General features: G+C 68.0%; 23 protein-coding genes and 1 pseudogene. 7 read left to right on the plus strand and 17 right to left on the minus strand.

Annotated features, from left to right (window positions below; genetic code table 11):
- Positions 1–10: 10 nt before the first annotated feature.
- The 10 genes from ACLJQ7_RS02185 to ACLJQ7_RS02230 form a co-directional block, all read right to left on the minus strand.
- Complete coding sequence (locus ACLJQ7_RS02185; RefSeq protein WP_410646410.1) at positions 11–751, minus strand: HAD family hydrolase; 741 nt, start codon at positions 749–751, stop codon at positions 11–13.
- Entirely contained in the window at positions 748–1,470 is a 723-nt protein-coding gene (locus ACLJQ7_RS02190; RefSeq protein WP_410646411.1) for a ribulose-phosphate 3-epimerase, read from the minus strand. The genes ACLJQ7_RS02185 and ACLJQ7_RS02190 overlap by 4 nt, the downstream gene beginning before the upstream one ends.
- Positions 1,454–2,386 carry a sugar phosphate isomerase/epimerase family protein gene (locus ACLJQ7_RS02195; RefSeq protein ID WP_410646412.1) on the minus strand — a complete coding sequence of 311 codons (933 nt, stop codon included), beginning with the start codon at positions 2,384–2,386 and terminating at the stop codon, positions 1,454–1,456. Before ACLJQ7_RS02195 ends, ACLJQ7_RS02190 begins: the two co-directional genes overlap by 17 nt.
- Before the next feature lie 48 nt (positions 2,387–2,434).
- On the minus strand, positions 2,435–2,887 hold the full coding sequence (locus ACLJQ7_RS02200; protein WP_410646413.1) for a nucleoside 2-deoxyribosyltransferase: 453 nt from the start codon (positions 2,885–2,887) through the stop codon (positions 2,435–2,437).
- A gap of 32 nt (positions 2,888–2,919) precedes the next feature.
- On the minus strand, positions 2,920–3,633 hold the full coding sequence (locus tag ACLJQ7_RS02205; protein WP_410646414.1) for a 7-cyano-7-deazaguanine synthase: 714 nt from the start codon (positions 3,631–3,633) through the stop codon (positions 2,920–2,922).
- Positions 3,630–4,385 (minus strand): dTMP kinase, encoded by a 756-nt coding sequence (locus tag ACLJQ7_RS02210; RefSeq protein ID WP_410646415.1) that lies wholly within the window; start codon positions 4,383–4,385, stop codon positions 3,630–3,632. The genes ACLJQ7_RS02205 and ACLJQ7_RS02210 overlap by 4 nt, the downstream gene beginning before the upstream one ends.
- Positions 4,375–5,088: a 7-carboxy-7-deazaguanine synthase QueE gene (locus tag ACLJQ7_RS02215; protein ID WP_410646416.1), complete on the minus strand. Its 714-nt coding sequence runs from the start codon at positions 5,086–5,088 to the stop codon at positions 4,375–4,377. Before ACLJQ7_RS02215 ends, ACLJQ7_RS02210 begins: the two co-directional genes overlap by 11 nt.
- Positions 5,082–5,852 carry a 6-carboxytetrahydropterin synthase gene (locus ACLJQ7_RS02220; RefSeq protein WP_410646417.1) on the minus strand — a complete coding sequence of 257 codons (771 nt, stop codon included), beginning with the start codon at positions 5,850–5,852 and terminating at the stop codon, positions 5,082–5,084. The genes ACLJQ7_RS02215 and ACLJQ7_RS02220 overlap by 7 nt, the downstream gene beginning before the upstream one ends.
- 106 nt (positions 5,853–5,958) lie before the next feature.
- Positions 5,959–6,786, minus strand: a complete 828-nt coding sequence (locus ACLJQ7_RS02225; protein ID WP_410646418.1) for an AAA family ATPase — start codon at positions 6,784–6,786, stop codon at positions 5,959–5,961.
- Between the two features lie 166 nt (positions 6,787–6,952).
- A complete protein-coding gene (locus tag ACLJQ7_RS02230) occupies positions 6,953–7,753 on the minus strand; it encodes a TauD/TfdA family dioxygenase (RefSeq protein WP_410646419.1) in 801 nt (266 codons plus the stop codon).
- A gap of 151 nt (positions 7,754–7,904) precedes the next feature.
- Here ACLJQ7_RS02230 and ACLJQ7_RS02235 point away from each other — a divergent pair, with 151 nt between their 5' ends.
- Complete coding sequence (locus tag ACLJQ7_RS02235; protein ID WP_410646420.1) at positions 7,905–8,315, plus strand: NUDIX hydrolase; 411 nt, start codon at positions 7,905–7,907, stop codon at positions 8,313–8,315.
- Between the two features lie 7 nt (positions 8,316–8,322).
- A complete protein-coding gene (locus ACLJQ7_RS02240; RefSeq protein WP_410646422.1) occupies positions 8,323–9,573 on the plus strand; it encodes a helix-turn-helix transcriptional regulator in 1,251 nt (416 codons plus the stop codon).
- 217 nt (positions 9,574–9,790) lie between these two features.
- Here ACLJQ7_RS02240 and ACLJQ7_RS02245 read toward each other — a convergent pair.
- The 3 genes and pseudogenes from ACLJQ7_RS02245 to ACLJQ7_RS02255 form a co-directional block, all read right to left on the minus strand.
- A pseudogene (locus ACLJQ7_RS02245) lies at positions 9,791–10,606 on the minus strand (Tn3 family transposase); the annotation flags it as partial.
- Between the two features lie 791 nt (positions 10,607–11,397).
- A complete protein-coding gene (locus ACLJQ7_RS02250) occupies positions 11,398–12,276 on the minus strand; it encodes a hypothetical protein (RefSeq protein ID WP_410646423.1) in 879 nt (292 codons plus the stop codon).
- 224 nt (positions 12,277–12,500) lie between these two features.
- Positions 12,501–13,322 (minus strand): SAM-dependent methyltransferase, encoded by an 822-nt coding sequence (locus tag ACLJQ7_RS02255; RefSeq protein WP_410646424.1) that lies wholly within the window; start codon positions 13,320–13,322, stop codon positions 12,501–12,503.
- A 304-nt stretch (positions 13,323–13,626) separates the two neighbouring features.
- On the opposite strand from ACLJQ7_RS02255, the gene ACLJQ7_RS02260 reads away from it, so the two are divergent.
- The 3 genes from ACLJQ7_RS02260 (at position 13,627) to ACLJQ7_RS02270 (ending at position 16,792) form a co-directional block, all read left to right on the plus strand.
- Positions 13,627–13,902: a hypothetical protein gene (locus ACLJQ7_RS02260; protein ID WP_410646425.1), complete on the plus strand. Its 276-nt coding sequence runs from the start codon at positions 13,627–13,629 to the stop codon at positions 13,900–13,902.
- A gap of 62 nt (positions 13,903–13,964) precedes the next feature.
- Entirely contained in the window at positions 13,965–14,468 is a 504-nt protein-coding gene (locus tag ACLJQ7_RS02265; RefSeq protein ID WP_410646426.1) for an RNA polymerase sigma factor, read from the plus strand.
- Entirely contained in the window at positions 14,465–16,792 is a 2,328-nt protein-coding gene (locus tag ACLJQ7_RS02270; RefSeq protein WP_410646427.1) for an EAL domain-containing protein, read from the plus strand. Before ACLJQ7_RS02265 ends, ACLJQ7_RS02270 begins: the two co-directional genes overlap by 4 nt.
- 57 nt (positions 16,793–16,849) lie before the next feature.
- Here the strand turns inward: ACLJQ7_RS02270 and ACLJQ7_RS02275 are convergent, their stop codons facing one another.
- The 3 genes from ACLJQ7_RS02275 to ACLJQ7_RS02285 form a co-directional block, all read right to left on the minus strand.
- Positions 16,850–17,053: a hypothetical protein gene (locus tag ACLJQ7_RS02275; RefSeq protein WP_410646428.1), complete on the minus strand. Its 204-nt coding sequence runs from the start codon at positions 17,051–17,053 to the stop codon at positions 16,850–16,852.
- A 392-nt stretch (positions 17,054–17,445) separates the two neighbouring features.
- Entirely contained in the window at positions 17,446–17,799 is a 354-nt protein-coding gene (locus ACLJQ7_RS02280) for a hypothetical protein (protein ID WP_410646429.1), read from the minus strand.
- Between the two features lie 351 nt (positions 17,800–18,150).
- Positions 18,151–18,711 (minus strand): NUDIX hydrolase, encoded by a 561-nt coding sequence (locus ACLJQ7_RS02285; RefSeq protein ID WP_410646430.1) that lies wholly within the window; start codon positions 18,709–18,711, stop codon positions 18,151–18,153.
- Positions 18,712–18,972: 261 nt separating this feature from the next.
- Here ACLJQ7_RS02285 and ACLJQ7_RS02290 point away from each other — a divergent pair, with 261 nt between their 5' ends.
- Positions 18,973–19,095, plus strand: a complete 123-nt coding sequence (locus tag ACLJQ7_RS02290; protein WP_410646431.1) for a hypothetical protein — start codon at positions 18,973–18,975, stop codon at positions 19,093–19,095.
- A gap of 60 nt (positions 19,096–19,155) precedes the next feature.
- Here ACLJQ7_RS02290 and ACLJQ7_RS02295 read toward each other — a convergent pair whose 3' ends face one another.
- On the minus strand, positions 19,156–19,344 hold the full coding sequence (locus tag ACLJQ7_RS02295) for a hypothetical protein (RefSeq protein ID WP_410646432.1): 189 nt from the start codon (positions 19,342–19,344) through the stop codon (positions 19,156–19,158).
- A 166-nt stretch (positions 19,345–19,510) separates the two neighbouring features.
- Here ACLJQ7_RS02295 and ligD point away from each other — a divergent pair, with 166 nt between their 5' ends.
- Complete coding sequence (gene ligD, locus ACLJQ7_RS02300; protein ID WP_410646433.1) at positions 19,511–21,592, plus strand: DNA ligase D; 2,082 nt, start codon at positions 19,511–19,513, stop codon at positions 21,590–21,592.
- Positions 21,593–21,615 lie beyond the last annotated feature (23 nt).

Consider the following 21,615-nt stretch of genomic DNA (forward strand, 5'->3'; position numbering starts at 1 on the left):
GGTGGCGGGTTCAGGCGCAGGTGGCCAGGACGGCGTCGGGCATCTGGTCGAGGCTGGTGATGGCCCGCACGCCGGCGGGGCAGGGTTTGCCGCGCGGGTTGAACAGCACCGCGCGGCATCCGGCGTCCAGCGCGCCGTGGATGTCGGTCGTCAGGCTGTTGCCGACGTGCACGACCCGGTCCAGGGCCGTGCCTGCCGCGGCCGCGGCGAACATTTCGCGGCAGGGTTTCGCCACCCCGACGTCGGAGGAGAAGACCGTCTCGTCGAACACCGTGGTCAGGTCGTGGTCGTCGAGGATGAGCCGGGACACCGACGCCGGGGTGGCGAGGGTGTTGGAGGTCAGCACGAGCCGTGCTCCGGCCTGCCGCAGCGCCCAGAGCGCGCTGTGCGCACCGGGAATGAGATCGGGGCATGCCCGCAGGACCGCGTGTGTGTGCGGCACGAGCAGGGTGTCGACCAGGCGCGTGTCCAGGGGCAGGCCCATGACGGTGAGCATCTGCTCGACTTGGCCGCGCACCGGAGGTTGTTCCCCGGTCTCACGTTGGCGTTGCTGGGTATCCGCGCGCACGGCGAGGATCGCCTCACGAACCTGGTCTGCGGGCAGGTCGTGGCCGAACTCGGTGAGCACGGTCTCGAATTCACGGATCCGCCAGGCGGCTTCGGCGTCGCGATCGCCGTAGGTGATCAGCGTCCCCCACAGATCGACGCTGACCACCCAGCTATCCAGCGGCCCTGTCGCGGCCGGTGTCACGGTCGCACCTCGGCGCGGTGTTCGGCGAACACCGGGTCGCGCCGCTGGTTGTGCAGCCAGGTGGTGGTGGCCGCGAGGTCGTCGCTGCCCAGCAGCAGCGATCCGGCGACCACAGCGTCGGCGCCGGCGGCGGCGAGCGCGGGAACGGTGTTGTCGCGGATGCCGCCGTCGGCGATGACCGGCAGCCGGTCTCGGCCCGCGCTGGCTGCCAGTGCCCGCAGGTGCCGGACACGATCCGGCGCGGCCGGGTCCATCGCGGTGCCCTTGGTGCCCAGCGGCGTGCCGATGAGGACCACGAAGTCGACGTCGTCGAGATACACGGTGACGGTGTCGAGGGGGGTGTCCAGGCGCAGCGCGAGCCCGGCGGCGCCGCCGAGCGCGCGGATCCCCCGCAGGGCGTCACGGACATCGTCGGCCTCGGCGTGCACGGACAGCAAGTCCGCTCCGGCGCGGGCGAACGCGTCGGCCAAGGGCAGGGCGCGCTCGGCCATGAGATGGACGTGGAACGGCACGGCGGTGTACGGGCGCAACGCCGCGACGAGATCGGGGAAGAACAGCGGGCTGGGTACGAAGCGGGTGTCGGAGGCGTCGAGGTGGAAGACGTCGGCGTACGGGGCCAGGCGAGCGACGTCCGCGCCGAGCGCTGCCAGGTCGGCCGACCACAGCGACACCTCGACCGCGAGCCGGTCACGCGGGTACAGCTCAGCCAGTGACAGCATCGCGGACCACCTCCTCTCCTGCGGAGGCGGGGAAGTGGCGGCGGCAGTGCTCGACGGAGCTGGTGATCAGCTTCAGTACCTCGGTGGAGTCGTCCTCGAACCGCGGGTAGACCTCCAGGATCACTGCAATATCGGACAGCTGGTTGTCGGTGAGGCAGGCCGCGAGGGCGCCGACGTCGAAGGTGCCCTGCGGGTGCGGCCAGCCCCAGTGCGGGTCGCCGTGGCCGTCGGTGTTGTCCAGGTGTATCTGCCGGATGTTCGAGCCGAGTCTGTGGATCCAGCTCTCCATCCCGGCGTCGGTGCCGTGCAGCCGCTGGAACACCGCGTGGCCGGTGTCCAGCGTGAGCCCCACGTTGGTGATCCCGCGTCCGCGCAAGGCGGTGAGCAGGGTCTGGCAGTCCTCGATGGAGGCCGGGTACTCCCGCAGGATCGGGGTCGGCTCGACCAGCAGGTCGCGCACTCCCGCGTCGGAGGCGCGGCGGGCGAGTCGTTCGAGGTGGTCGACGAGCTCGTCCTGGCGGTCGGCTCGGCGGTCGGGATCGCCGGAGTCCGCCTCGCTGATCGTGCCCATCGGGCCGCCCACCGCCGGTGCGCCGAGCTCGGCGGTGAGGTCGATCGCGCGTTGCCACCAGGTCAGGGCGGCGGCGCGGGCGTCGGCGTCCGGGTCGAGCAGGCCGCTGGGCACGTAGTGCGCGAGCCCGACGAAGCACGAGTCGATGATCAGGTCGTAGGCCGCGGCTGCATCGCGTACCCGGCGGGCCAGCCGGGAGCGCTGCTCGTCGGGCCACCAGGGGTCGAGCAGGTCGAAGGTGAACTGCACGTGGTCGAGGCCGAGGTCTTCACGGACGAACGCGGCCCAGCGTTCCGGTTCCGGCATCCGTTTGACGGCGAAGCAGAGGTTGACGCCTAAGGGCATGGCAAGGCTCCTTGTCGGATCAGCGATGGTCGGGTTGGACAGGTTTGCTCAGGGGGTCGGCGTGAGCGCGTCGACGTGGGTGCGCAGGAGTGTGCTGAGTTCGTCGATCGAGTGGGCGATGCCGCCGTTGAGCGAGTAGTCGATCATCAGGTTGTTGGAGTCGGTGCCGCCGAAGCGGCGCGAGTCGGTCTGCAGGCCGAAGCAGTCCGCGCCGCGGGCGCGGGCCATGCCGAGCTCCACGCAGCCGCCCTCGTCGGGGACGCGGCCGTCGAGGATGAACACGAAGATCGCGCACTCGGCGATCGCGGCGCAGTCCAGCTCGTAGAGCCGGCGCCGGACGGTGTCCTCGTCCAGGCCCTGGCGCACCAGCGGGGCGGCCTCGCCGCCGTCGCGCTGGGGCAGGAAGGTGGCGAGGCCGAGGGCGCGGACCGCGGCGTCGACCTGGAGGTTGAACGCTTTCTCCGCGTCGCAGAACAGCGGTGCGGCGATGTAGGCCTTCATGGAGTGCTCCTCGTTCGGGTCGGCAGGGCTGGTCAGCTCGCCACGGCCGTGCCGACGGTGGCCAGCGCGCCGAAGAACTCCTGCGCGCGGTGGTCGGGGTATCGGCCGTCGCGCATGGCCGGGACGTAGAACTCGCGGACCCGATCCCAGGTCCAGGGCTGCTGCTCGAACTCGGCCTCGACGCCGTTGTTGGCCAGGGACGTCCAGCGGCGCAGGCAGCTGGGGCACCGGCCACAGTGGACGGTGCTGTTGTCGGTGCGGCTGCAGGAAAATGTCAGTAACAGGTGCTCGACTGGCAGGCCTTGCGCGAGGTACCAGGCGACGATCTCGGTCTTGGTCATGTCCCAGAATGGGCTGTCGACCCGGACCTGTTGTCCCGAGAAGCGCGCGATGATCCGGTCCATGTCGGCGAACGCGCCGGGGCTCTTGTCGAGGGTGTGGTCGCCCTTGACGCCGACGCACCACACCGTGTCCGCGCGGTTGGCGGCGAGCATCGCCAGGTGCACGTTGCGCAGCGGGATGATCGCGTCCTCGGCTTCCCACGCTCCGAGCCGGAGTTCGTCGCTGATCTCGACCTTGATTCCGGCGGCGTCGGCGAGCGCGGCGATGGCGGCGCGTTCCTGACTGGCGTAGCGGTGACCGAGGTCGAAGTACAGGCCTGGCGGGCGGCCGAGGTAGTGCCAGGCGGGGTAGGAGTCCAGGCCGGCGGAGAACAGCAGTACCTCGGGGATCCGGTTTTCGGTCATCGCAGGGCTCCTGTTTGGGTGTGCAGCACGGGGGAGAGCAGCTCGTCGATCTCGGCCAGCACGCTCGCCGTGCTCCGCACGCCGACCCGGATGCGCCGGACGCGGTCGGGATGCGCGGCGGTGACCGTGCGGTAGGCGTGGGCGAAGTGGGGCAGGAACAGCAGCCGCTCCACTGAGCCGGGGTTGCCGCCGCCGTGGCCGCGGGTGACGGCCCGTTCGCGGGCCAGTGGCCAGGGCATGTCCAGCCACAGCGCGACGTCGGGGTGCTGGAACCACGGGTCGGTGACCGCCCGGACGTGCGCCAGCAGTAGCGCTGGGTCCTGGTCGGGGTGTTGCTCGGTCAGCACCGTCAGGGCGTAGGCGAGCTTGGAGTACACGCCGTGGTCGACGATCACGACGTCGTGCTCGGCCAGGGCCGACCGGTAGTGCATCCGGTGGTGGTAGGCCTCCCGGCTCAGGCGTAGCAGCACGTCGACCGTGGCGTGGTGGGGCTCGGCATAGCCACCGAGGCCGTCGCGGCGGCGCAACGGCGCGCCCTCGAGCATGCTCGACAGGCGTTCGACGACGCCGTGGCGGGGCCCGTAGTGCAGGACGCGGGTCGAGAACCCGGCGGCGTTCAGCCGCTCGCCCAACGCGGCGGCGGTCGTGGTCTTTCCTGCGCCCCAGAGCCCCTCGATGGTGATCAGCACGCCACGGGGAGAGCCGTACGGCGGCACCTCGGCGCGACAGCGGGCGGCGGGGTCAGCGGCCACGCTGGTCTCCCCAGGCGAGCAGCTGCAGCCGCGTGGTGAGGTGAAAGCCCCGTGCGATGGCCTCGTCGGCGATCTCGCCCAGGCGCCGGGTGATCTCGGCGGCGGTGCGCCCTTCCGGCATCACGTAGACCGTCTCCAGTTCGTGGTCGGCGACGAGCTCGGTGATCTCGTCGAGGTCGCCGATGGTGGAGACGACGAATTTGAACACCGCTTGGCCGCTGACCGCGAACTGGCGGAGCACCTGACCCTTGATCCGTCTGGAGACCGGCATCCCGGCGCCGAAGGTCGACAGTTTCGGGGAGACGTTGAAGCGGGTCACCCACGCCAGCAGGTCCGGCGTGGGCGGGATCGTGCCGTTGGTCTCGACCTCCACCTGCAGCCCGGCGTCCGCGAGCCCCCGTGCGAGCGCGGTCAGGCGGCGCTGCTGGATCAGCGGTTCGCCGCCCGTGATCACCGCCATGTCGACCGGCTGCGCCGTCGCCCACGCCAGCAGATCGCCGATCGAGGTGACGGTGGTTTCAGCGTCCAGGTCGAAGCGGGTGCCGTCCCAGGTGTACGGGGTATCGCAGGTCTTGCAGCTGAGGTTGCAGTTCATCAACCGGATGAACACCGCACGGCGTCCGGTCGAGGGTCCTTCGCCTTGCACGGTCGGGCCGAACGTCTCCGCGACGAGCAACTCGTCGGCGGCCAGTGTGCTCAGCACTGGCCGATCCGCTCGTCCTGCGAGAACTCCGCCCATCGGCGGGGCGACTCCCACACGCGGACCGCGTGGACGGACGCGGCGTCCCGGGCGCCGGCCCGATCTACCAGGCACGCGTACAGGTACTCGGCGAGCAGTTCGGACGTCGGCGGGAAGTCGAGCACGCCGTTCAGGTCACGGTGATCTATGCACTGGTCGAGGTAGGCCGCCAGGAGGGCGCACAGGCGGGTGCGGCGACGAAGATCTGTCCGCGGGGCCAGGTGAAGGTCGACTCGGTAAGAGTGGCCGTGGTCCCGGCCGCACTTGTGCCCATTCGGCAGTCCATTCAGGTGGTGAGCAGCCTCGAACGTGAAGGACGCCTCGTCGGCTTGTTGAGCCCGTGGGCTTGCGCCGATGGCGACGTGGACTGCGTGGAGCTGTTTGCCGCAGTCGGGGGGCATGTGCGCGAGAAACCAGGCGGTGATGTGCTGGGCGAGCGCGTCCGTGGTGGTATCGAACGTGAACAGTGTGTCGAGGTCTCGGTGGTCCAGTTCGCGTTTGAGGTAGTCGCCGACAGGTGCGAGGTCGGCGAAGTCGGCGACAAAGCCGGGAGCCTGGAGTTCTGCGTCGGTGAGTTCGACGTCGACGGTGAAGGTGTGGCCATGGCGGCGAGCGGCCTTGTGCGCGGCGGGCAAGCTGGAGATGCGGTGCGCCGCGGCAAAGGAGAAACTGCCGTCACCGATGCGGTAACGACCGTGGGCCAGGTCGCTCGCCCTGCCCCGTGTCATCCTCGCTGGTTGAGGACTCATCATTCGTCCTTTCGTCGTGGCTGTTGCTTGGTCGATGCGCAAAGGCGCTGCGGTCCGTGCTGCCGGGCGCGTCAAGCCGCGTAGTTCACCCGGCCTCTGGCGATAGGCGCTCCCAGCCGCGTGTCCCAGCGACGAGGTGAATCGGAAGGCAGTGGGGTAGCCGGACACGCACCTCGGTGCCGGACCGTGGCAGGTTCTCCGGGATGGCTGACGCGGTGCGCGCGGCCACCGCAAGATCTGCGGCCACACGGGCGAGGAAAACTCGAGTCGGCCGGAGTTCGGCGAGGACTGTGGGGTGGCGCCGGAGTTCGTCGGCAGGGCACCGGTAGGCCCAGTTGACTGGGCGAACCTGCTCGACCTCGAACCAGCGGCCCGGGTCTGGATCGACGGGCCATGCGTGCTTGAATACGATCGACCCTGTCTGCTCCGCGCCGAGCAGGAATACAGCGGAATGACCTTCGTGGTCGATGTTGCGTAGCGTTTGCGTCAGCAGAACAGCATTTTGCGCGAGTACCTCGTCGCGGATGATGCTTGCCCGGTCGTCGATGCGTTCCCGGCACCACTCGGCGTTCGCCGTGAACACGACAGCCACGGTGGGGACGCTGAATTCTCGTGCTATGGCGAGAAGTACCCCACGCTGACCGGTTCGGAGGTTCGTGGAATCGACCACGGTGGTGACCCCGTTTCGCAGGCGCTGACGAAGAATGTCAAGCAGGTGCCTGCGTGCTGCGGCGCTGTTCGATTGACTGGCTGGATCGTTGCACATTCGAGCACGAAAATCGTCCATCGACAGGATCTCCGTCGGCGCGAAATGCCGGTACGCCAGAGTGCTCTTTCCACATCCCTGCAACCCGACGAGAATGATCAGCACTGGGTTCGGCAGGTCGATGCGGTAGGTGTGAGAAGTCGTCATCGCATGGGACTTTCCGTGTTCAGGTAAAGAGAATCAGGCTCTGGTTCCGCTTGCCGGCAGCGGTGCCGGGGTCCATACACCGGTGACGCTTACGGCGCTGTCGATGTGACGGAAAGTGGTCAGATATGGCGGTGATAGAGCTGAATACCGCGCTGTGGCCTGAAAGTTACGTGGTGTCGGCGGTCGCCGGGCGATGGTCGCGCAGAGTGCTGGAGTGTTCGGGAAGAAATCCCGGAGTAATGCGACCCGGAGGGGGATCGAGCAAGACCCGCCACATCATCCGGTCGCCGGTGAAGTGGTGGCGTCCGTGCAGCCACCACCGGTTGTTCACTACGTATCCACGTCCTGCGGGGAGCGCCAGCGCGTCGGAGTGGTCGAGAATCGCCTGCCGTAGCTGGGGAAGCCATCTCTGGGTCCGTGGGGAGAACTGCGCCAGCTCGTCCATCCGCAGGCGTATCGCGACGCGGCCTTCGGGTTGGGGTTCGAAGACGGATCCGAGATGCCCGGCTGCGCCGCCGAACAGCACATTGCGCTCGCCGGCCAAGTCCGCTACTGCCTCGGGTGCCTGTGCCGAGAGCGTCGCGTGCACCGCCCGTCCGTTGACCAGGAGGCTCTCTCCGCCGCGAGGTGCGGCCCGCGCACATACCGCCAGCACCAGAGCCGGGGGATAGGGCAGGCTCGAGCGGTCGGTGTGCGGCGTCAGGTCACGGTCAGTGAACGCGGCTGCGCCCGCGCGAAGCGGACCCGGTCGAGTCGTGATCGTGGTGATGCCACTGGGATCGCTGTGCGGATGTGTTGCGATCGAGCCGAGCTGGGTGGCAAGGCGAAGCAGCGCCGTTCGGTCGTTGACACCGTCGAACACGGCGACGCCGTGCTCAGCCAGGGCCGCGGTGATCCGCTCCGTGGCGTCCGGGCTGCGGACGTTCAGCGGCGAGCTGATCAGATCGGCGAGCCCCGGCTTGGTCATCCAGCACCTCCTTCGTCGTGTGGCTGGCTTCCAACACAACCGGTCTCTCACTGTCGGTGTCCACTGACAGATTGTCAGCGGTCTGTCGCGCCAGGTGCCTGCTACGGTGCTGATCACCTCGTCCACCCCTGTGCAGGGAGGTATGCCGGCGATGCCTGACTACCCGGTCTCCATCAAAGGCGTCGTCGTGCGCTCGGGCCGCGTGCTGCTCCTGCACAACGAACGCGGCGAGTGGGAACTGCCAGGCGGCCGCGTCGAACTCGGCGAGACCCCGGAGCGATGCGTGGCCCGCGAGATCTACGAGGAGACGCGGATCAGCGTCGATGTCGTGGAGATCCTCGATTCGTGGATGTACGACATCACCGTGGCGAAGAAGAACGTGTTCATCGTGACCTACGGCTGCCGTGCCACCACTGATGCTGCGCCTGTCCTGAGTCATGAACACAAGCGCGTCGGCGAATTCACCGCCGACGAGGTCCCGGACCTGGTCATGCCCGACGGCTACAAACGCTCGATCGCGGCCTGGTTCACCCGGCTCGGCGCGGACAGTGCGGTCGGGTAGGTCTGTTGTGGACCGGCGGTGCGAACGTTGCGGACACCGCCTCGGCGGCTTCGACAGTTCGGCGGTGTGTCCAGCCTGCCGCAGCGGCACCGCCTCTCTCACCACCGCACCACCGCGGCTCGCTCCGGCAGTGTGGATGTGGTCCGATCCCGCCGCCGCCACGGCGTTCGCCTCACGAAACCTGCCGACCATCCTCCGCGCCTACCGCGCCATCAACGACCTGTCCCAACAGGACCTCGCTCAGCTGCTGGACTACGACAAGTCCTATATCGCGATGATCGAGACAGGGAAGCGGTCCTTCGACGGGGTCCGCGCCAGACAGCACCTGGCGCACCGTCTCGGCCTGCCGTATCACCTTCTCGGCGTCACCGACCCCGACGACGCCGACTTCGCCGCGCTCGTCCAATTCGGCGACAGCGTCATCCGGCTGGCCGACATCGCCCGCCAAGCCGGCCGCGCCGTCGATGCCGTGAACGAGCTGTGGCCACTGGTCGCGCGGCTCGAAGCACGCGCCGCCGAAGGCCGCCTCGATCGGCACACCCTCCGGCTGCTGGCCCACGGTCGCCTATCTCTGGGCGTTTCTCTGGGCACGGTCCTGCCCGAGGAACGCCTCACCGGCGCCGCTGTCTGGACCGGCAAAGCACTCCTGCTCGTCCGCCATCTGGACGACCCCGGCTTTCTGGGGCACACCCTGCGCATGCACGGCAACGAACTCCGCAAAGCCGAACGGCTTCCCGCCGCCATCGCCCGCCTCGACCACGCCACCGCAATCGCCACCACGCCCGAAGACCGCGGCACCGCATTCGCGCTGCTCGCCCGCGCGGCCGGCGAAGCACACCACGAACCACGTTTCACCGCCGCAATCACCGAATGCCGCCGCGTACTCGACGACACCGCGCACCACGATGGCATGCTGCTGAACCCATTCTCGCTACGCGAAATCCACGCCCGCGGCCTGCTGGCCCTCGACCGTCCCACCGACGCCCTACACGTCCTGTCCCGACCCGCAGCGGCCGACGCCGCGGCCCCGCAATGGCAGGTCATCGAACACGTCACCCACGGCGAGACCCTGGCCGCCATGGGAGACCACACCGGCGCAACCGAAGTACTCAATGGCGCGCTCCGCGCAGCTGAGCAACGACGGCTCCCGCATCAACTCCAACGGGTCCTCCGAGCTGCTGATAGCCACGGTCTTCACACGGTCGCTGCGCGCGGACACAGCGCTCTGCAAAGACTGCGTGCTTTGCTCGCCCCATAACCTGAGCCGAACGACCCCTCTTTCCGACCGAAATACGGTTCGGCTCCGGTCACCGCCCGCTCTGGGAAAACTCGCACAGCAGAAACGGCAGAAGGTCGCCGCCCTCGAACGGCAGCACACCCGCCTGAACATCCAGATCCATCCCGACATCCTCACCCTCCCGCCGCGCGCGCCACCATCCGGGGACACGCGGCTACCCACCGTCGGTCGAGGGCTGTCAGAAGAGGGTGTCGCGCACGCGCCGCGGCCGGTAGCCGGTGGGGCCGAGCTGGGCGAGTTCGCCGTCGATGTCGACCTCGATGGCGCCGAAGAAGTTGATGTTCTCGCTGTGTGCCGGGGTGATGTGGGCCAGGACCTCGTCGTCGATGCGGCGTCCGGCCGCGCGCATCTGCTCGACGGCCAGGCCGTAGTACTCGGTCGTCCAGGTGACCACGGCGTTCGTCACGAGCGTGAGGCACCACGCCTGCTCGGTCTGGCCCTCGAGGTGCCGCGCCCGGACCATGCCCTCGTGGGCGTAGAGCAGATCCCGCTTCAGCGCGTGCAGCGACTCACCCTTGTTCAGCTGCCGCGAGATCTTCCGCCGGCACGCCCGATCCGACAGGTAGCGGGCGGCGTAGACCGTGCGCCGGAGCGCCCCGTATTCCTTGAGCGCGGCGGCGAGCGCGTTCTGCCGCCCGGACGCCGAGAGCTTCCCGACCAGCAGGGACGCGGTGGCGTGCCCGAACTTCAGCGACCCGGCCAGCCGCAGCAGGTCGTCCCAGTGCTCGGCGATCAGGTCGGTGTTGAGCTTGCGGGTCAGCAGCGGCCCGGTCAGCGGGAACGCCGACTCGGCCGCTGCTTTCGCCCCGGCCCGGTAGAGGGTGATCTTGCCCAGGTCCCTGATTCGGGGCGACAGCTGGAGCCCGAGCAGGTCGAAGAGCCCGAAGTTGACCAGCGTGACGCCGTGGGTGTCGGTCGCGTGCTCGGTGATCGGGATGTCGGTGGCGTTGCCGAGGATCTCGTCGAGGACGTAGTGGGCCTCGCGTTTCGTGGCGGGCTGCGTGAACTCGCCGACCTCGGCGACGATCACGCCGCCGACGTCTTGGTGCGTCTTCTGGCCGAGCGCGGGGACCTGAAGCAGTTGCGCCAACTCGCCGACAACGGCGACCTTTACGCCGCCGCGCGACTGCCTGATGTGCCTGCCGAGCAGGGGATGTTGGAGCTGCTTAACCGGGAAGTCGCAGCAGGAACCGAGGGCGCGGCCCGGGCTCTGCGTCGCACGCGGATCTCTCGTGCCGACTCGTGATTAGGTACCGCTCAGGTGCTGGAAGTTGCGAAGTGTCAGGGACCCGCGCCGTGCCGAGGTCGATAGCGCTGCTCGTCATGTCTCCGGGAAGGTGGCCGCGGGCGGGGTACGACGCCACGCGCCCTCGGGTTCTTCCCTTCGCTGGCAAGGGCGAGTCCAGGACGGATGTCGGCGACGCCCGCGGCGCCGGCAATGGCCGCACTCCATGATCGGCTCTAGGCGCTGGGCTCGTCCTCGGAGCCGTCAGCGACGGACTTTTCGAACCAGCGGCCGCGGCCGCGAGGTAGGTTCCGAAAGCCTCGACAATCGTGCGTTCGACGTCGATGGGTTCCCCGGTCTCATCAAGGAAGAGGCCGGTCGCGGCCAGTGCCTCCACGGCCGCCCGCGAGTCCGGGTTGGCTTCCAGTGGTTCGGTCCAGCCCAGCACCTCGTCCAATTCCAGCGCCCGGATCGCGTCACCCTCGGGCACGAAACGCCCGTCGGGTGCGATATCGCCGATCGACTCCATCGTGCGCTGGTCCCATTGCCAGGGCCGTGAGTCACCTGGTTCCCAAGCCTCCGGCAGGTCGCTGCCGACGACCATGGCCGCGAACATCGGCAACGTCCGGCCTTGCCGCATGGCGCGGTGGTTGGCCAGCGACCACACGTACCAGAACCCGCGCACGTCGTCGATGGCAGGGATCCCGTCCGGCGGGCCCATCGTCGCCATCAACGGGGACGGTGCGATGCGGCCGATCTGATCGAGAGCGTGGCCAAGGGAGCGATAAACCCGCGGCAAGGACGACGAGGATCATCGCGATGATGATTGCCCTGATGAGCTCCTCCGGGACATTCTCCAGCACGGAATCGAATTCGAAACAGAACTCGTAGAGAAGCAATCCTGGTTCGGCGCGCCACCAGTGCAGGAACAGCCGATACTGCCCCAGCCAGTGGTATCCGTGCACCAGAAGGCGCTTCTCGTCGACGTCGTAGCGGGTCCCCGCGACGTAAGGCAGGTGGTGGCGGGCGATGGTCTGGTTGAACACCTCAACCTTGCGCCGGCCCTTGTATTTTCCATCGGCCGAGTTCGGCTTCACTTCGTAGAACTCGCCTGGGTCAGGGGGTGCCCGGTGCGTGATCATGTCCGGTACCGCGAATTCCTGCCCCTCGGCCAAACATTCCCCGCCAAGAGTGGGTGGGTCGATCCACGAATTGTGCTTTCCCAGGTATTCGGCCAGGTTGTCGCATCGGTGCGGGCCGAGCATCTGGTCGAAGAAGTCCTCTTGGTGCCCACCGACGCGGGGATCGAACGGTGAGCAGGCACTACCCCGCACGTTTGCGCAGGAGTGGTGCCGGATTACGATCTCCGCGAAGTCACCAATCCACGAGCGGACTTGGGGGCTGAGCATGTACTCGCTGGGGTTGAAGCACCGCTTCATCAAGGCCCCTCGCCTCGGTGGACACTTCCAATCGTGGACATCGGATCCCTGGCAGATTCGCCACCGGAACCGTCCTCAATTACCCGATCGGGCAACGGCGTGGCTTTGCGAGCCTCGTTCATGATCGTGTGCGGAACGAGGGGTGTGGCGGGTCGTCGTGAAGTGACGGACAAGCGCGGAACCCCCGCTTCTTCCGCCCGCGGTGGCGGAGTACTTCGCGACCGTCACGGCAGGCGGGCGACGGCGCCGAGGACGAGGTCGTGGTCGGGGCTGGCGGGGGCATCACCCGCTGCCCGCCAGGAGTGGGTGACGGTGACGCCCGGCGAAACGATTTCCAGTCCTGTGAACCAGCTGGCGACGGCGCTACGAGTGCGCGCCACCAGGGAGTGGGTGCTGTGGCGGTACTCCGCGATGCAACGGTGCACCTGGGATCGAAGCTCGGCTGAGGCGGTGTCGACGGTCAGGTGGGATAAGCCGAGATAGCTGCCTGGTGGGAGCGCGTCGCGGTAGCCGGCGACGATGTCGCCGGGCTGGTCGTGGTCAGGGATGAAGTGCAGGACACCGATCATCAGCGCCGCGATGGGCTGGGTGAAGTCGAGCACGCCGCGGACCGCCGGGTGTCCGAGGACGGCGGCAGGGCGTCGAAGGTCAGCCTCGACAACGACAGTGGTGGTGGGCTCTCTGGCCGCCAGGCGCCGGCTCTGAGCGACCGCGAGGGGGTCGTTGTCGACGTAGACGACAGCTGCGTCAGGCGCGTGCTGGCGGGCGATCTGGTGGACGTTGCCGACGGTGGGGACGCCGGAGCCGAGGTCGAGGAACTGGTGGACACCGTGCTCGACGAGGTAGGTGACGGCGCGGTAGAGGAAGTTGCGGTTGTCCACAGCCATCGTGCGCGCGGCGGGGAGGACTTGGAGGATGCGTTCGGCGAAGGCGCGGTCGACGGGGGTGTTGAAGGAGCCGCCGAGGAGGTAGTCGTTGGTGCGGGCGATGCTGGGTTTCTCGGGATCGAGGGGAGGTTGCGCCGGGGGAGCGTTCTCGTCCGGCACATGTGCTCCTTTCGTCGAAGTTTGAGGCTAGCAACGGCAAGTTGCCGGTTGCATCCTCCAGGCAGGGGGTTGCCGGCGAGTGTCCCGCGGTCGCGGGAATGGCCGAAGGGCGTCACCGACCCGAGTGAGAAGCCTGCGCGGTTCGGTGGCGTTGCGGCGGTCGTGTTCATTCGTTCGGGGTGGTGTGTGTTCTTTCGAGGGATACGAGATCAATATCAGCCGGTTTTGCCGAGTAACAGGTGCCGGCACGCTTTCCCCCGGGCGGGCCGGTCGACTCAGATCCCGATGAAAGGAAAACCCCGAGATGTCCCCGAACTGGTCACCGCTGCTGATCATCGCGGCGTTCGCCGCGATGGGCTGGGGCCATACCCGGCCCGGCTTGGCCCGAGCAGGGCGGTGCGTGGCGACGATGCTGCTGGCGTGGTGGGTCGCGATGATCCAGACCCGGGTGTTGACCCGCGTTCTCCGCGGCCTGAGCACCAACCTCGGCGCCGCGCAGGTGGCAGGTGTGGGGCTGATCGCTCCGGGCGTCGTGCTGACCGTCGTGCTGGGACCGCCGCATGCGCAGGGCGTCGAGTGACCGACTCGGCTCACCCGCCGGCACGTCCACCGTGGACAGAGCAGGACTACCTGGAGTGCTCGATGATCGTCAGCGAGAAACGCGCCGGGCTCACCCAGTTCGTTCGCCGGACCGCGCCGATGGTGGATCACGACAACGTCGTCGGCGAGGCGCTGCTCGCGCTGTATGTCAACTGGCACACGATCCGTGGCGAGAAATTGCCCTGGCTGTACCGAGTGGCACGGAACAAGGCTGTAGACGCGTTGCGGGACAAGAACTTCGGCCACGCCGAGATCGACGAATCCCAGCCCGCGTCGGGCCAGTCGGCACCGGTCGGGTCCTGGACGCCGTTGCGGCCGGGCCAGCGCATGCTGTTCGTGCACGCGCTCGGCAGCCTTCCCCGTCACCTCGGCTTGACATTGACGTTCCTGGACAAGGGCTGGCGCCTGGAGGACATCGCCGAATACCTGGGTGTCAGCTGCGCCACCGTCCGGTCCTACATCTCCCGCGCGAAGAAGGACCTGACGCGCGAGATCTACGCACCTGATTCCGGCAACGGCACCCGACGCGAAGGGACGGATCGATGACTACACCGGCGCCCCTGCCCAGCGACGACCACCACCACAACCCGCCCAACCGACCCGATCCACGGGCCTGTGTCGAGCAACCGCCGGTCGTGGTGGATGCGCTCGAGGCACCGATCACCGCGGAATGGGACGTCAGCGCCGACCCCGTGATCAGCGACCCGGACGTGGAGGCGATGATCACCGCGGCGGTGGCGGAGGCGGCCAACCCGCTGCAGCCTGGCCTGGAGCTCACCGTCGACGACGCACTCGAGTTCGGCCGCCGCTGGTACCGCACGCTCACTGCCACGAGTTGCCTGGCACTGCACCGCGCGGATGCCGAGCGCCTGTTCGGCCGCTGGACCGCCGCGCTGCTGGCCGCGCTCGGCGCACCGGTCCCGGACCCCGGCAAGATGCTGACACCGACAGGGAAGTGGGCGAGTCCCACCGAGATCGGCTACGACCTGGCCCACGGTCACCGGCTCAGCGCCGACAACCTCGGGCTGTGTGTGTCGTTGCTGTCGGACCTGGCCGCCGAGTTCACCCCGCGCGCCCGCCGCGCGGTCACAGCCCGGGTGGTGGGGGAGTTCAGCAGCGGCTTCGCCGAAGGGCTGCAGGAGCGGGTCCGTGACGACCAGACCGCGCTCACCTCCGCGGTGCTGAACCTGGGGCTGGCCGTGACCGGTGACGGCACCCGGGCCCGCCGGTTCCGTGCGGCGGTCACCAGCGCCATCACCGCGGTCCTGCGCCTCGACGAAAACGGAAAGATTATCGACGCCAACTCCGCAGCCGTGACCCTGCTCGGCCGACCGCTCGCCCAACTACGCGAAGCCCCGGTGACAGAGCTGGCGTTCTACGACGAGGACGCCGAGGAGCTCCGCCGCGCGCTCGCCACGCTGCCTCGCGACAACCATCACGGCCTGCCGGATCTTCCCCAGGTGACCACCGAGTTCCGGATCCGTGCCGACGCCCAGCAACCACCGCGGTGGGCCACCGCGACCATCGGCCGCGACCACGACCACGTTGAAGACGGCGATGTCACTGTCGTGCTGAGCAACGTCACCTTCGTGCGGGCACTGGAACACGGCATCGACATCGAACCCACCACCGGCCTGCTCACCGAAGTCGCCTTCGCCCAGCAGACCCGCCGGATCCTCACCGACACCCCAGAACCCGCGGCACTGCTGACCATCCGCCTGACCGGCTGGGCCCACCTCGACCACGTCCTCCCGCACGACCTGCGCGCCCGGCTGCTGAGCCAGCTACACGCGCGGATCCGCGGTGTGCACGACCCGGCCCGCCACCGGCAGCTGGTCGGCCGCCACGGCGACGACGTCCTCGTGCTGCTCTACGACCTCACCGATTGGACCACCGTGATCCACCTGGTCAAACAACTCTCCGACTGGCTCCAGGATCCCGTCCGGATCGACGCCCACCAGATCCGCCTGCGACCGCGCATCGGTATCGCCGAAGCTCACCCCGCCGACACCCTCGACGACCTGTTGCGCCGCACCCGCCGCGCCCTGCACGACACCGACGACCACCGCGCCCCCTGGATCCACGCCGACCCACCCGCACACCAACCCGGCCGCGACGACCACCACCGGCTCGAACTCCTCGCCGAACTCGCCACCGCACTCGACACCGGCACCCTGCACATGGACTACCAGCCCATCCACACCGCCGACGGCCGGCTCGCCGCCGTCCGCCCTCAGCCCTACTGGCTAAGTCCCGACGAGACCCGCCGCGACCTGTGCGACATCACCGACCTCGCCGACCACACCGGACTCCTGGCCGCGGCACTCCCGCATATTCTCACCCGTGGGGCTGACGACGTCGTCATATGGGCGGCCGCTCGCGACACTGCGCCCACCCTGCTGCTGAGCCTGCCGGGCAGCACCGTGCACGACGAGCCCCTGCTGGACACCCTCACCACCCTCGCCGCCGACAGCGGCATACAGCCGGGACGCCTCCAGCTCGCCGTTCCCGCCCACGCCCTCACCGGACAACCTGCCGTGCTCCGACGGCTCCGCGAACTCCCTGCCGGCCACACCGGCATCCGCCTCGCCCTGACCGACGTCCTCGACGACCACATCCCCCTCCAGGCCTTCACCACCGTCGACTGGGCCACCATCGCCCTCACCGCCCCGACAGTCTCAGCTCTCACCGCCACCCCCGCCGGAGCCCTACCGCTCAACGCCGCACTCAGCACCATCCGCGCCCTCGGCGCACAAGCCCTCACCGACCACCCCCCAACCCAGCACACAGGTCGCATCTTCGACCTCTACCAACACCCCACACCCCGCACCACCGCCGAGATCGCCCAACTAATCGACATGCCCGGCTGATACGAAATCGCCGACAGATCTGGACGCCAAATCTCCGTACGCGAGGAATGCGTTCCTTTACGTCTCGCGGTCGTCGCGCAGCCAGGTCAGGATCCAGACCTGCTCGCCTAGCGGACCGAGCGACGCGCTGAGCGCGTATTCCGCCAGGCCGCCCGTGTGGCCGCACGAGCGCACGTCCCCGCCGTCGACGACCGCGGCGTGGGCACGCGTGCGCTCTGGGGCGCCACGAATCTCACCGGAAGTCTCTGGCCAGTCGACCACCGGCAACTGTGAAGGTCCCCGCCGTGGCGATAGGCAGTCGTTCGCTTCAGCAGCCCGGGTCGTAGCCCAGACCAGATCGCAGGGCAACGTGGCCAGACGGGGCCCATCCCCGGGATAGAGCCTGGCTAGGAGGGGGTTCGAGCCGGTGGTGAGAGAATCCAGGTCAGAGAGAAATGTCGGGTACTGCCCTGACGGAGCGCCGAACGGGATGAGCGGCCCGTCGACGCTAAGAAAGAGCAGCTGGAGAGCGGACGGGCACAGGATGACGAATTCGAACGCCGTCGATTTTTCGGAACTGTCGTAGATGAGGAGAAACTGCGCCGGAATTTCGAGAACTCGCTTCGGCGGGCTTTCTCAGCTGCTCGCGACCTCAAACTTTCGACAAGCCATGATTAGTTCGCATTGTTCGCCTCGTATTCTATCAAAGCGCGGTTGTTAGCGGCCTTGTCGGTGACGGCGGAGATCTGGATCTTCCATTGATCTACTTTTCCTCGATAGATGATTTTCCCGACGTCGAGGTGGCTCGTCGACGGCACGTGAACCAGATGTAGTGCCGTCGCCCATCGAGCAATCGTCGCCGATGTAATCGAAGGGGAGCTCTCATTGTAGGGAGACGCCCGTATCTCGCGGTCGAAGAGGGCAACGCTCCAGTACAAACGAGGAAGGTCGGTCAGACCGTTTTCCTCGGCGAAGTCCTTGGCCCAGGACTGTACGGCCTTGTCGATGTAGCTGCCCAGGTAAGCCATCTCTCCTCCGTCCACCCCGGCGCGGCGCGGGGTTGCTGAAGCAGTGTGCCAACTCTGCTTCTGCCACGATTGGGCGACCTGTACACGGATTCGCCGCCGGCGTCGACGCGGTATCCGTACTGATGTCGCTGGCGGGCGACAGCCGGTCGTGACTCAGCTGAGGGTTCGCGCGACCCCGCTCGTACTGCGCGCCGACGTTTTCGCCTCGCATACCACGCTGTCTCCACAGCACGGCGAGCCACCGGAGCGCGATGGTGCGTTGTGCGGCGGCGAATCGGGTGCGGTTCTCCCGTGTGGTCCTGAGATCGGCTTCGGCGCTGGCTTCGGGGTGCGCAGGGATCGGGCCTGGAGTCAACCGATCTGAGCGGGCATGTTCCTGGCTCGGTTGATGCGTTTACCGAGTTGCTGTTCGGCGTCGGCCAAGGTGAGCCAGGACGCGCCGGTTACCTCGGATTCCTGTAGTTGTTGGATCTCAGCATGGGTGGTGGTGAAGGTGTACCCGATGTCGAGATGGAAATGGGGCGGCTCGTTCTTCGTTGGCCTGGCGGGGACTGCGCCGTACTCGATATAGGCGGGGATCGTCGAGGTTAGCGTGATTTTTTGTGGGTCGACACCGGTTTCTTCGGTCAGTTCGCGGAGCGCCGCCTCGGTCAAGTCGTTGTCGATTGGTTCGAGGTGGCCGCCGGGTTGGAGTTTGATCCGGTACGCGCGGTGGTCGATGAGCAGGATGTGGGTGTTGCGGCGGACCAGGAGCGCGCCGACGGTGACGTGCATGGGGAAGGTGCGGCGCGATGCGAAGCCGGAGCCTTGGTCGAGCTGGGCGAGCGGCTCGATCAAGGCTGCCGCGTCGTCGGGGTGGTGTTTGAGGTAGGTGGTGACGGCGGCGCGGATGTCGGGGTCAGAGATCGGCACGGGACGCTTTCGGCTGTGTTTACGCGTTCGCGGCGTTGGGCGGGTCCGTGTCGTATTTCTCGCGGCTGCGGTGACCACAACCGGCACCTCGCCGTCAACGATGCGAGCGCTCGGGGACGGCCAGGACTGTACAAGGTGTCGTTGCGCGGAACGGTGACGCCAAGCTTCCCCGGAGTGGGCCACTCGAACGTGGGCCTGCGCTGCTGTTGCTGTCGCCAGCGGCCGCGGGCGCCGCCGAAGGCGGGGATGTGCAGGCGGGTGGTGAGTTTCCAGCGGCGGGCGGCGACCGCGCCGGCGAGGTCCCGGGTCCGGGCGGCGATCTCGATGTCGCTGGCGCCTTCGGGCATGACCCAGATCGGGGGCGAGGCGGTGGGTTTCGGCTAGATCGGCGATGCGGTCGAGGTCGGCGAGGGTGGAGGCGACGAATTTGAAGACTGCCCGGCGTCATGCGGCGAAGGAGTCCAGGACGTGGGGGACGATACTGCGGCGTTCGTCGATGCCGAAGCTGGCGAGCTTGGGGGAGACGTGAACCGTGGCGCCGTCGTCGAGCAGCGCTCGCCCAGCGCAGCTCGACGGTTCGATCAGGCCGCACAGGCCACACCTCCGTGGTTCGTCGTCGCTGTGATGTCGCATCCCAGCATGCGCATGTAACAGTCGTACTCGGGGTTGTGGGCGAAAACCGGTGGTCTCACCCGGACTGGCGACGAAATCAGGCGTGTTTAGGCCATTCGAATTACCGTCGTTGCAAGGGCCTCGGTCGAGTGGTTCGTCCTGGTCTGATTGGTGACGGGAGCTCATGATGGCGCGGAAGTCGGCAGGCGGCCGGGGCGACGCCGGATCGGGCGTTCCGGGGTGGGTGGAGCCGATGCTGGCCAAGCCGGATGGGGGCCGGCTGCGCGAGGGGGCGGAGTGGGCATACGAGTACAAGCTCGATGGCTACCGGGCCTGCATGAGGATCGCCACCGATGGCACCACGGTGTTGACAAGCCGTAACGGGATCGACTTCACCGGTGAGTTCCCAGACCTCCTCGGTGTCCTCACCGAGGCGCTGAACGGGAGGAGTGCCGTGCTCGATGGTGAGATCGTCGTCTACAACGAGGCAGGGCAGATCGACTTCGGGTTGCTGCAGGAGCGCCGCGGCCGTTATCGAACTTACCGCAGCTCTGTGCGCCGTAATGAGCCGTCCGAGGACGTGCCGGTGCGGTTCTTGGCCTTCGACCTGCTGCAGCTCGGTGGTACGTCGCTGCTGGCTGAGCCGTATGACGAGCGACGGTGGCAGCTGACCCAGTTGCCGATGCCGGATCCGTACCGGGTGGAGGTGGTGCGCGGTTTCACGTTCATCGAACTCGCCGCTGATCGCCGGAGCCCGGGGCAGCTGCTCGAGCACGTAAAGGCCAGTGGCCACGAGGGCCTGGTCGCGAAGCTCCGCACCGCCGCTTACGCCCCGGGCCGCCGTAGCGACGCGTGGCTGAAACACCCGTTGATCCAGACAGCCGAGGTGATCATCTGCGGATACCGGCCGGGACAAGGACGGATCGCTGGCCGCATGGGCGGGCTGCTGCTAGGCGCTCACGACTCCGACACCGGAGATCTCGTCTACATCGGTGACGTCGGCACCGGGTTCACCGAGGCTGAACGCGGCCGGCTGCAGGCCCGGCTCGAGGTGCTGGAACGGAAGCGGCATCCGTTCGCGGTCACGCCTCCGCGCGCCGATGTCGCCCGCGCCCACTGGGTGCGGCCGGAGATGGTCGGGGAGGTGGTGTTCCGGCAGTTCACCCGTGGCGGTGGCCGGCTGCGGCACACCGCGTGGCGAGGGCTACGTGATGACAAGAAACCCGCCGGCGTGCTCCTCCCACATCGTTCACACCCGCGTGCCGCCGAGACCGCACCGTCCGTCTCCTCCCGCGGCCCCACCGTCGGCCGGGCGAAAGGCGCCGCGCCGGTTGACAAACCACCCGCGGCCGCAGCGCCACCGGCGGGACCGCGGATCACCGTCCAGGCCGGGGACCGAAAGCTCACCCTGTCCAACCTGGACAAGCCGCTGTATCCGGACGGGTTCACCAAGGGTGAGGTCATCAACTACTACTCCCGGATCGCCCCGGTCCTGCTGCCGCATCTGGCCGGGCGCCCGGTGACGTTCATCCGCTTCCCCGACGGGGTCGGCGGTGACCAGTTCTTCGAAAAGAATGTCCCGCACGGTGCGCCGGACTGGCTGCCGACCGTAAGGATCGCCCGCAGCGGCACACGCGGCTCCGGTGAATCGATTACCTACGCGTTGCTCGACGAACTCGCCGCCGTGGTGTGGGCGGCGAACATGGCCGCCCTCGAACTCCACGTTCCACAATGGACCGTTAGTGACAGAGGCGTCCGGCGTGTGACGGATCGGCTGGTGTTCGACCTCGACCCCGGGCCGGGAACCTCGATCGTGCATTGCTGCCGCGTCGCCGAACGACTGCACGACGCCCTGACTGAGGATGGGTTGACGCCGCTGGCGAAGACGTCCGGCTCGAAGGGCATGCAGCTCTACTGCGCGATCACCACTGACGACGCTGCAGCGCCGTCGGCGTACGCCAAGAAACTCGCCCAACGCCTGGCCCGGGAGACACCGGACCGGGTGACCGCGGTGATGGCCAAAGCCCAGCGGACCGGGCGGGTGTTCATCGACTGGTCCCAGAACAACCCCGCCAAGACCACCGTCGCCCCGTACTCGCTACGCGGCCGCGACCACCCCACCGTCTCCACTCCGATCACCTGGGACGAAGTCCGCGCCTGCCGCCGCCCAGCACAGCTGGTGTTCACCGCCGACGACGTCCTCGACCGCGTCAACGAACACGGCGACCTCCTCGCCGATCTCGGCACCACCCGGGCGGCATTGCCGTAACACGCGACCGCGGCCCCGTCTCG

Source organism: Amycolatopsis sp. cmx-4-54 (genome assembly GCF_046548895.1).
Taxonomy (GTDB): Bacteria; Actinomycetota; Actinomycetes; order Mycobacteriales; family Pseudonocardiaceae; genus Amycolatopsis.

Excerpts from the sequence above, each read along its gene's own strand:
- ACLJQ7_RS02225 (WP_410646418.1), bottom strand. The coding sequence starts at position 6,786 with ATGACGACTTCTCACACCTACCGCATCGACCTGCCGAACCCAGTGCTG.
- ACLJQ7_RS02265 (WP_410646426.1), top strand. The coding sequence starts at position 13,965 with ATGATCGTCAGCGAGAAACGCGCCGGGCTCACCCAGTTCGTTCGCCGG.
- ACLJQ7_RS02205 (WP_410646414.1), bottom strand. The coding sequence starts at position 3,633 with ATGACCGAAAACCGGATCCCCGAGGTACTGCTGTTCTCCGCCGGCCTG.
- ACLJQ7_RS02295 (WP_410646432.1), bottom strand. The coding sequence starts at position 19,344 with ATGCGACATCACAGCGACGACGAACCACGGAGGTGTGGCCTGTGCGGC.
- ACLJQ7_RS02270 (WP_410646427.1), top strand. The coding sequence starts at position 14,465 with ATGACTACACCGGCGCCCCTGCCCAGCGACGACCACCACCACAACCCG.
- ACLJQ7_RS02250 (WP_410646423.1), bottom strand. The coding sequence starts at position 12,276 with ATGAAGCGGTGCTTCAACCCCAGCGAGTACATGCTCAGCCCCCAAGTC.
- ACLJQ7_RS02235 (WP_410646420.1), top strand. The coding sequence starts at position 7,905 with ATGCCTGACTACCCGGTCTCCATCAAAGGCGTCGTCGTGCGCTCGGGC.
- ACLJQ7_RS02195 (WP_410646412.1), bottom strand. The coding sequence starts at position 2,386 with ATGCCCTTAGGCGTCAACCTCTGCTTCGCCGTCAAACGGATGCCGGAA.
- ACLJQ7_RS02200 (WP_410646413.1), bottom strand. The coding sequence starts at position 2,887 with ATGAAGGCCTACATCGCCGCACCGCTGTTCTGCGACGCGGAGAAAGCG.
- ACLJQ7_RS02230 (WP_410646419.1), bottom strand. The coding sequence starts at position 7,753 with ATGACCAAGCCGGGGCTCGCCGATCTGATCAGCTCGCCGCTGAACGTC.
- ACLJQ7_RS02280 (WP_410646429.1), bottom strand. The coding sequence starts at position 17,799 with ATGGCTTACCTGGGCAGCTACATCGACAAGGCCGTACAGTCCTGGGCC.
- ligD (WP_410646433.1), top strand. The coding sequence starts at position 19,511 with ATGGCGCGGAAGTCGGCAGGCGGCCGGGGCGACGCCGGATCGGGCGTT.
- ACLJQ7_RS02220 (WP_410646417.1), bottom strand. The coding sequence starts at position 5,852 with ATGACACGGGGCAGGGCGAGCGACCTGGCCCACGGTCGTTACCGCATC.
- ACLJQ7_RS02260 (WP_410646425.1), top strand. The coding sequence starts at position 13,627 with ATGTCCCCGAACTGGTCACCGCTGCTGATCATCGCGGCGTTCGCCGCG.
- ACLJQ7_RS02190 (WP_410646411.1), bottom strand. The coding sequence starts at position 1,470 with ATGCTGTCACTGGCTGAGCTGTACCCGCGTGACCGGCTCGCGGTCGAG.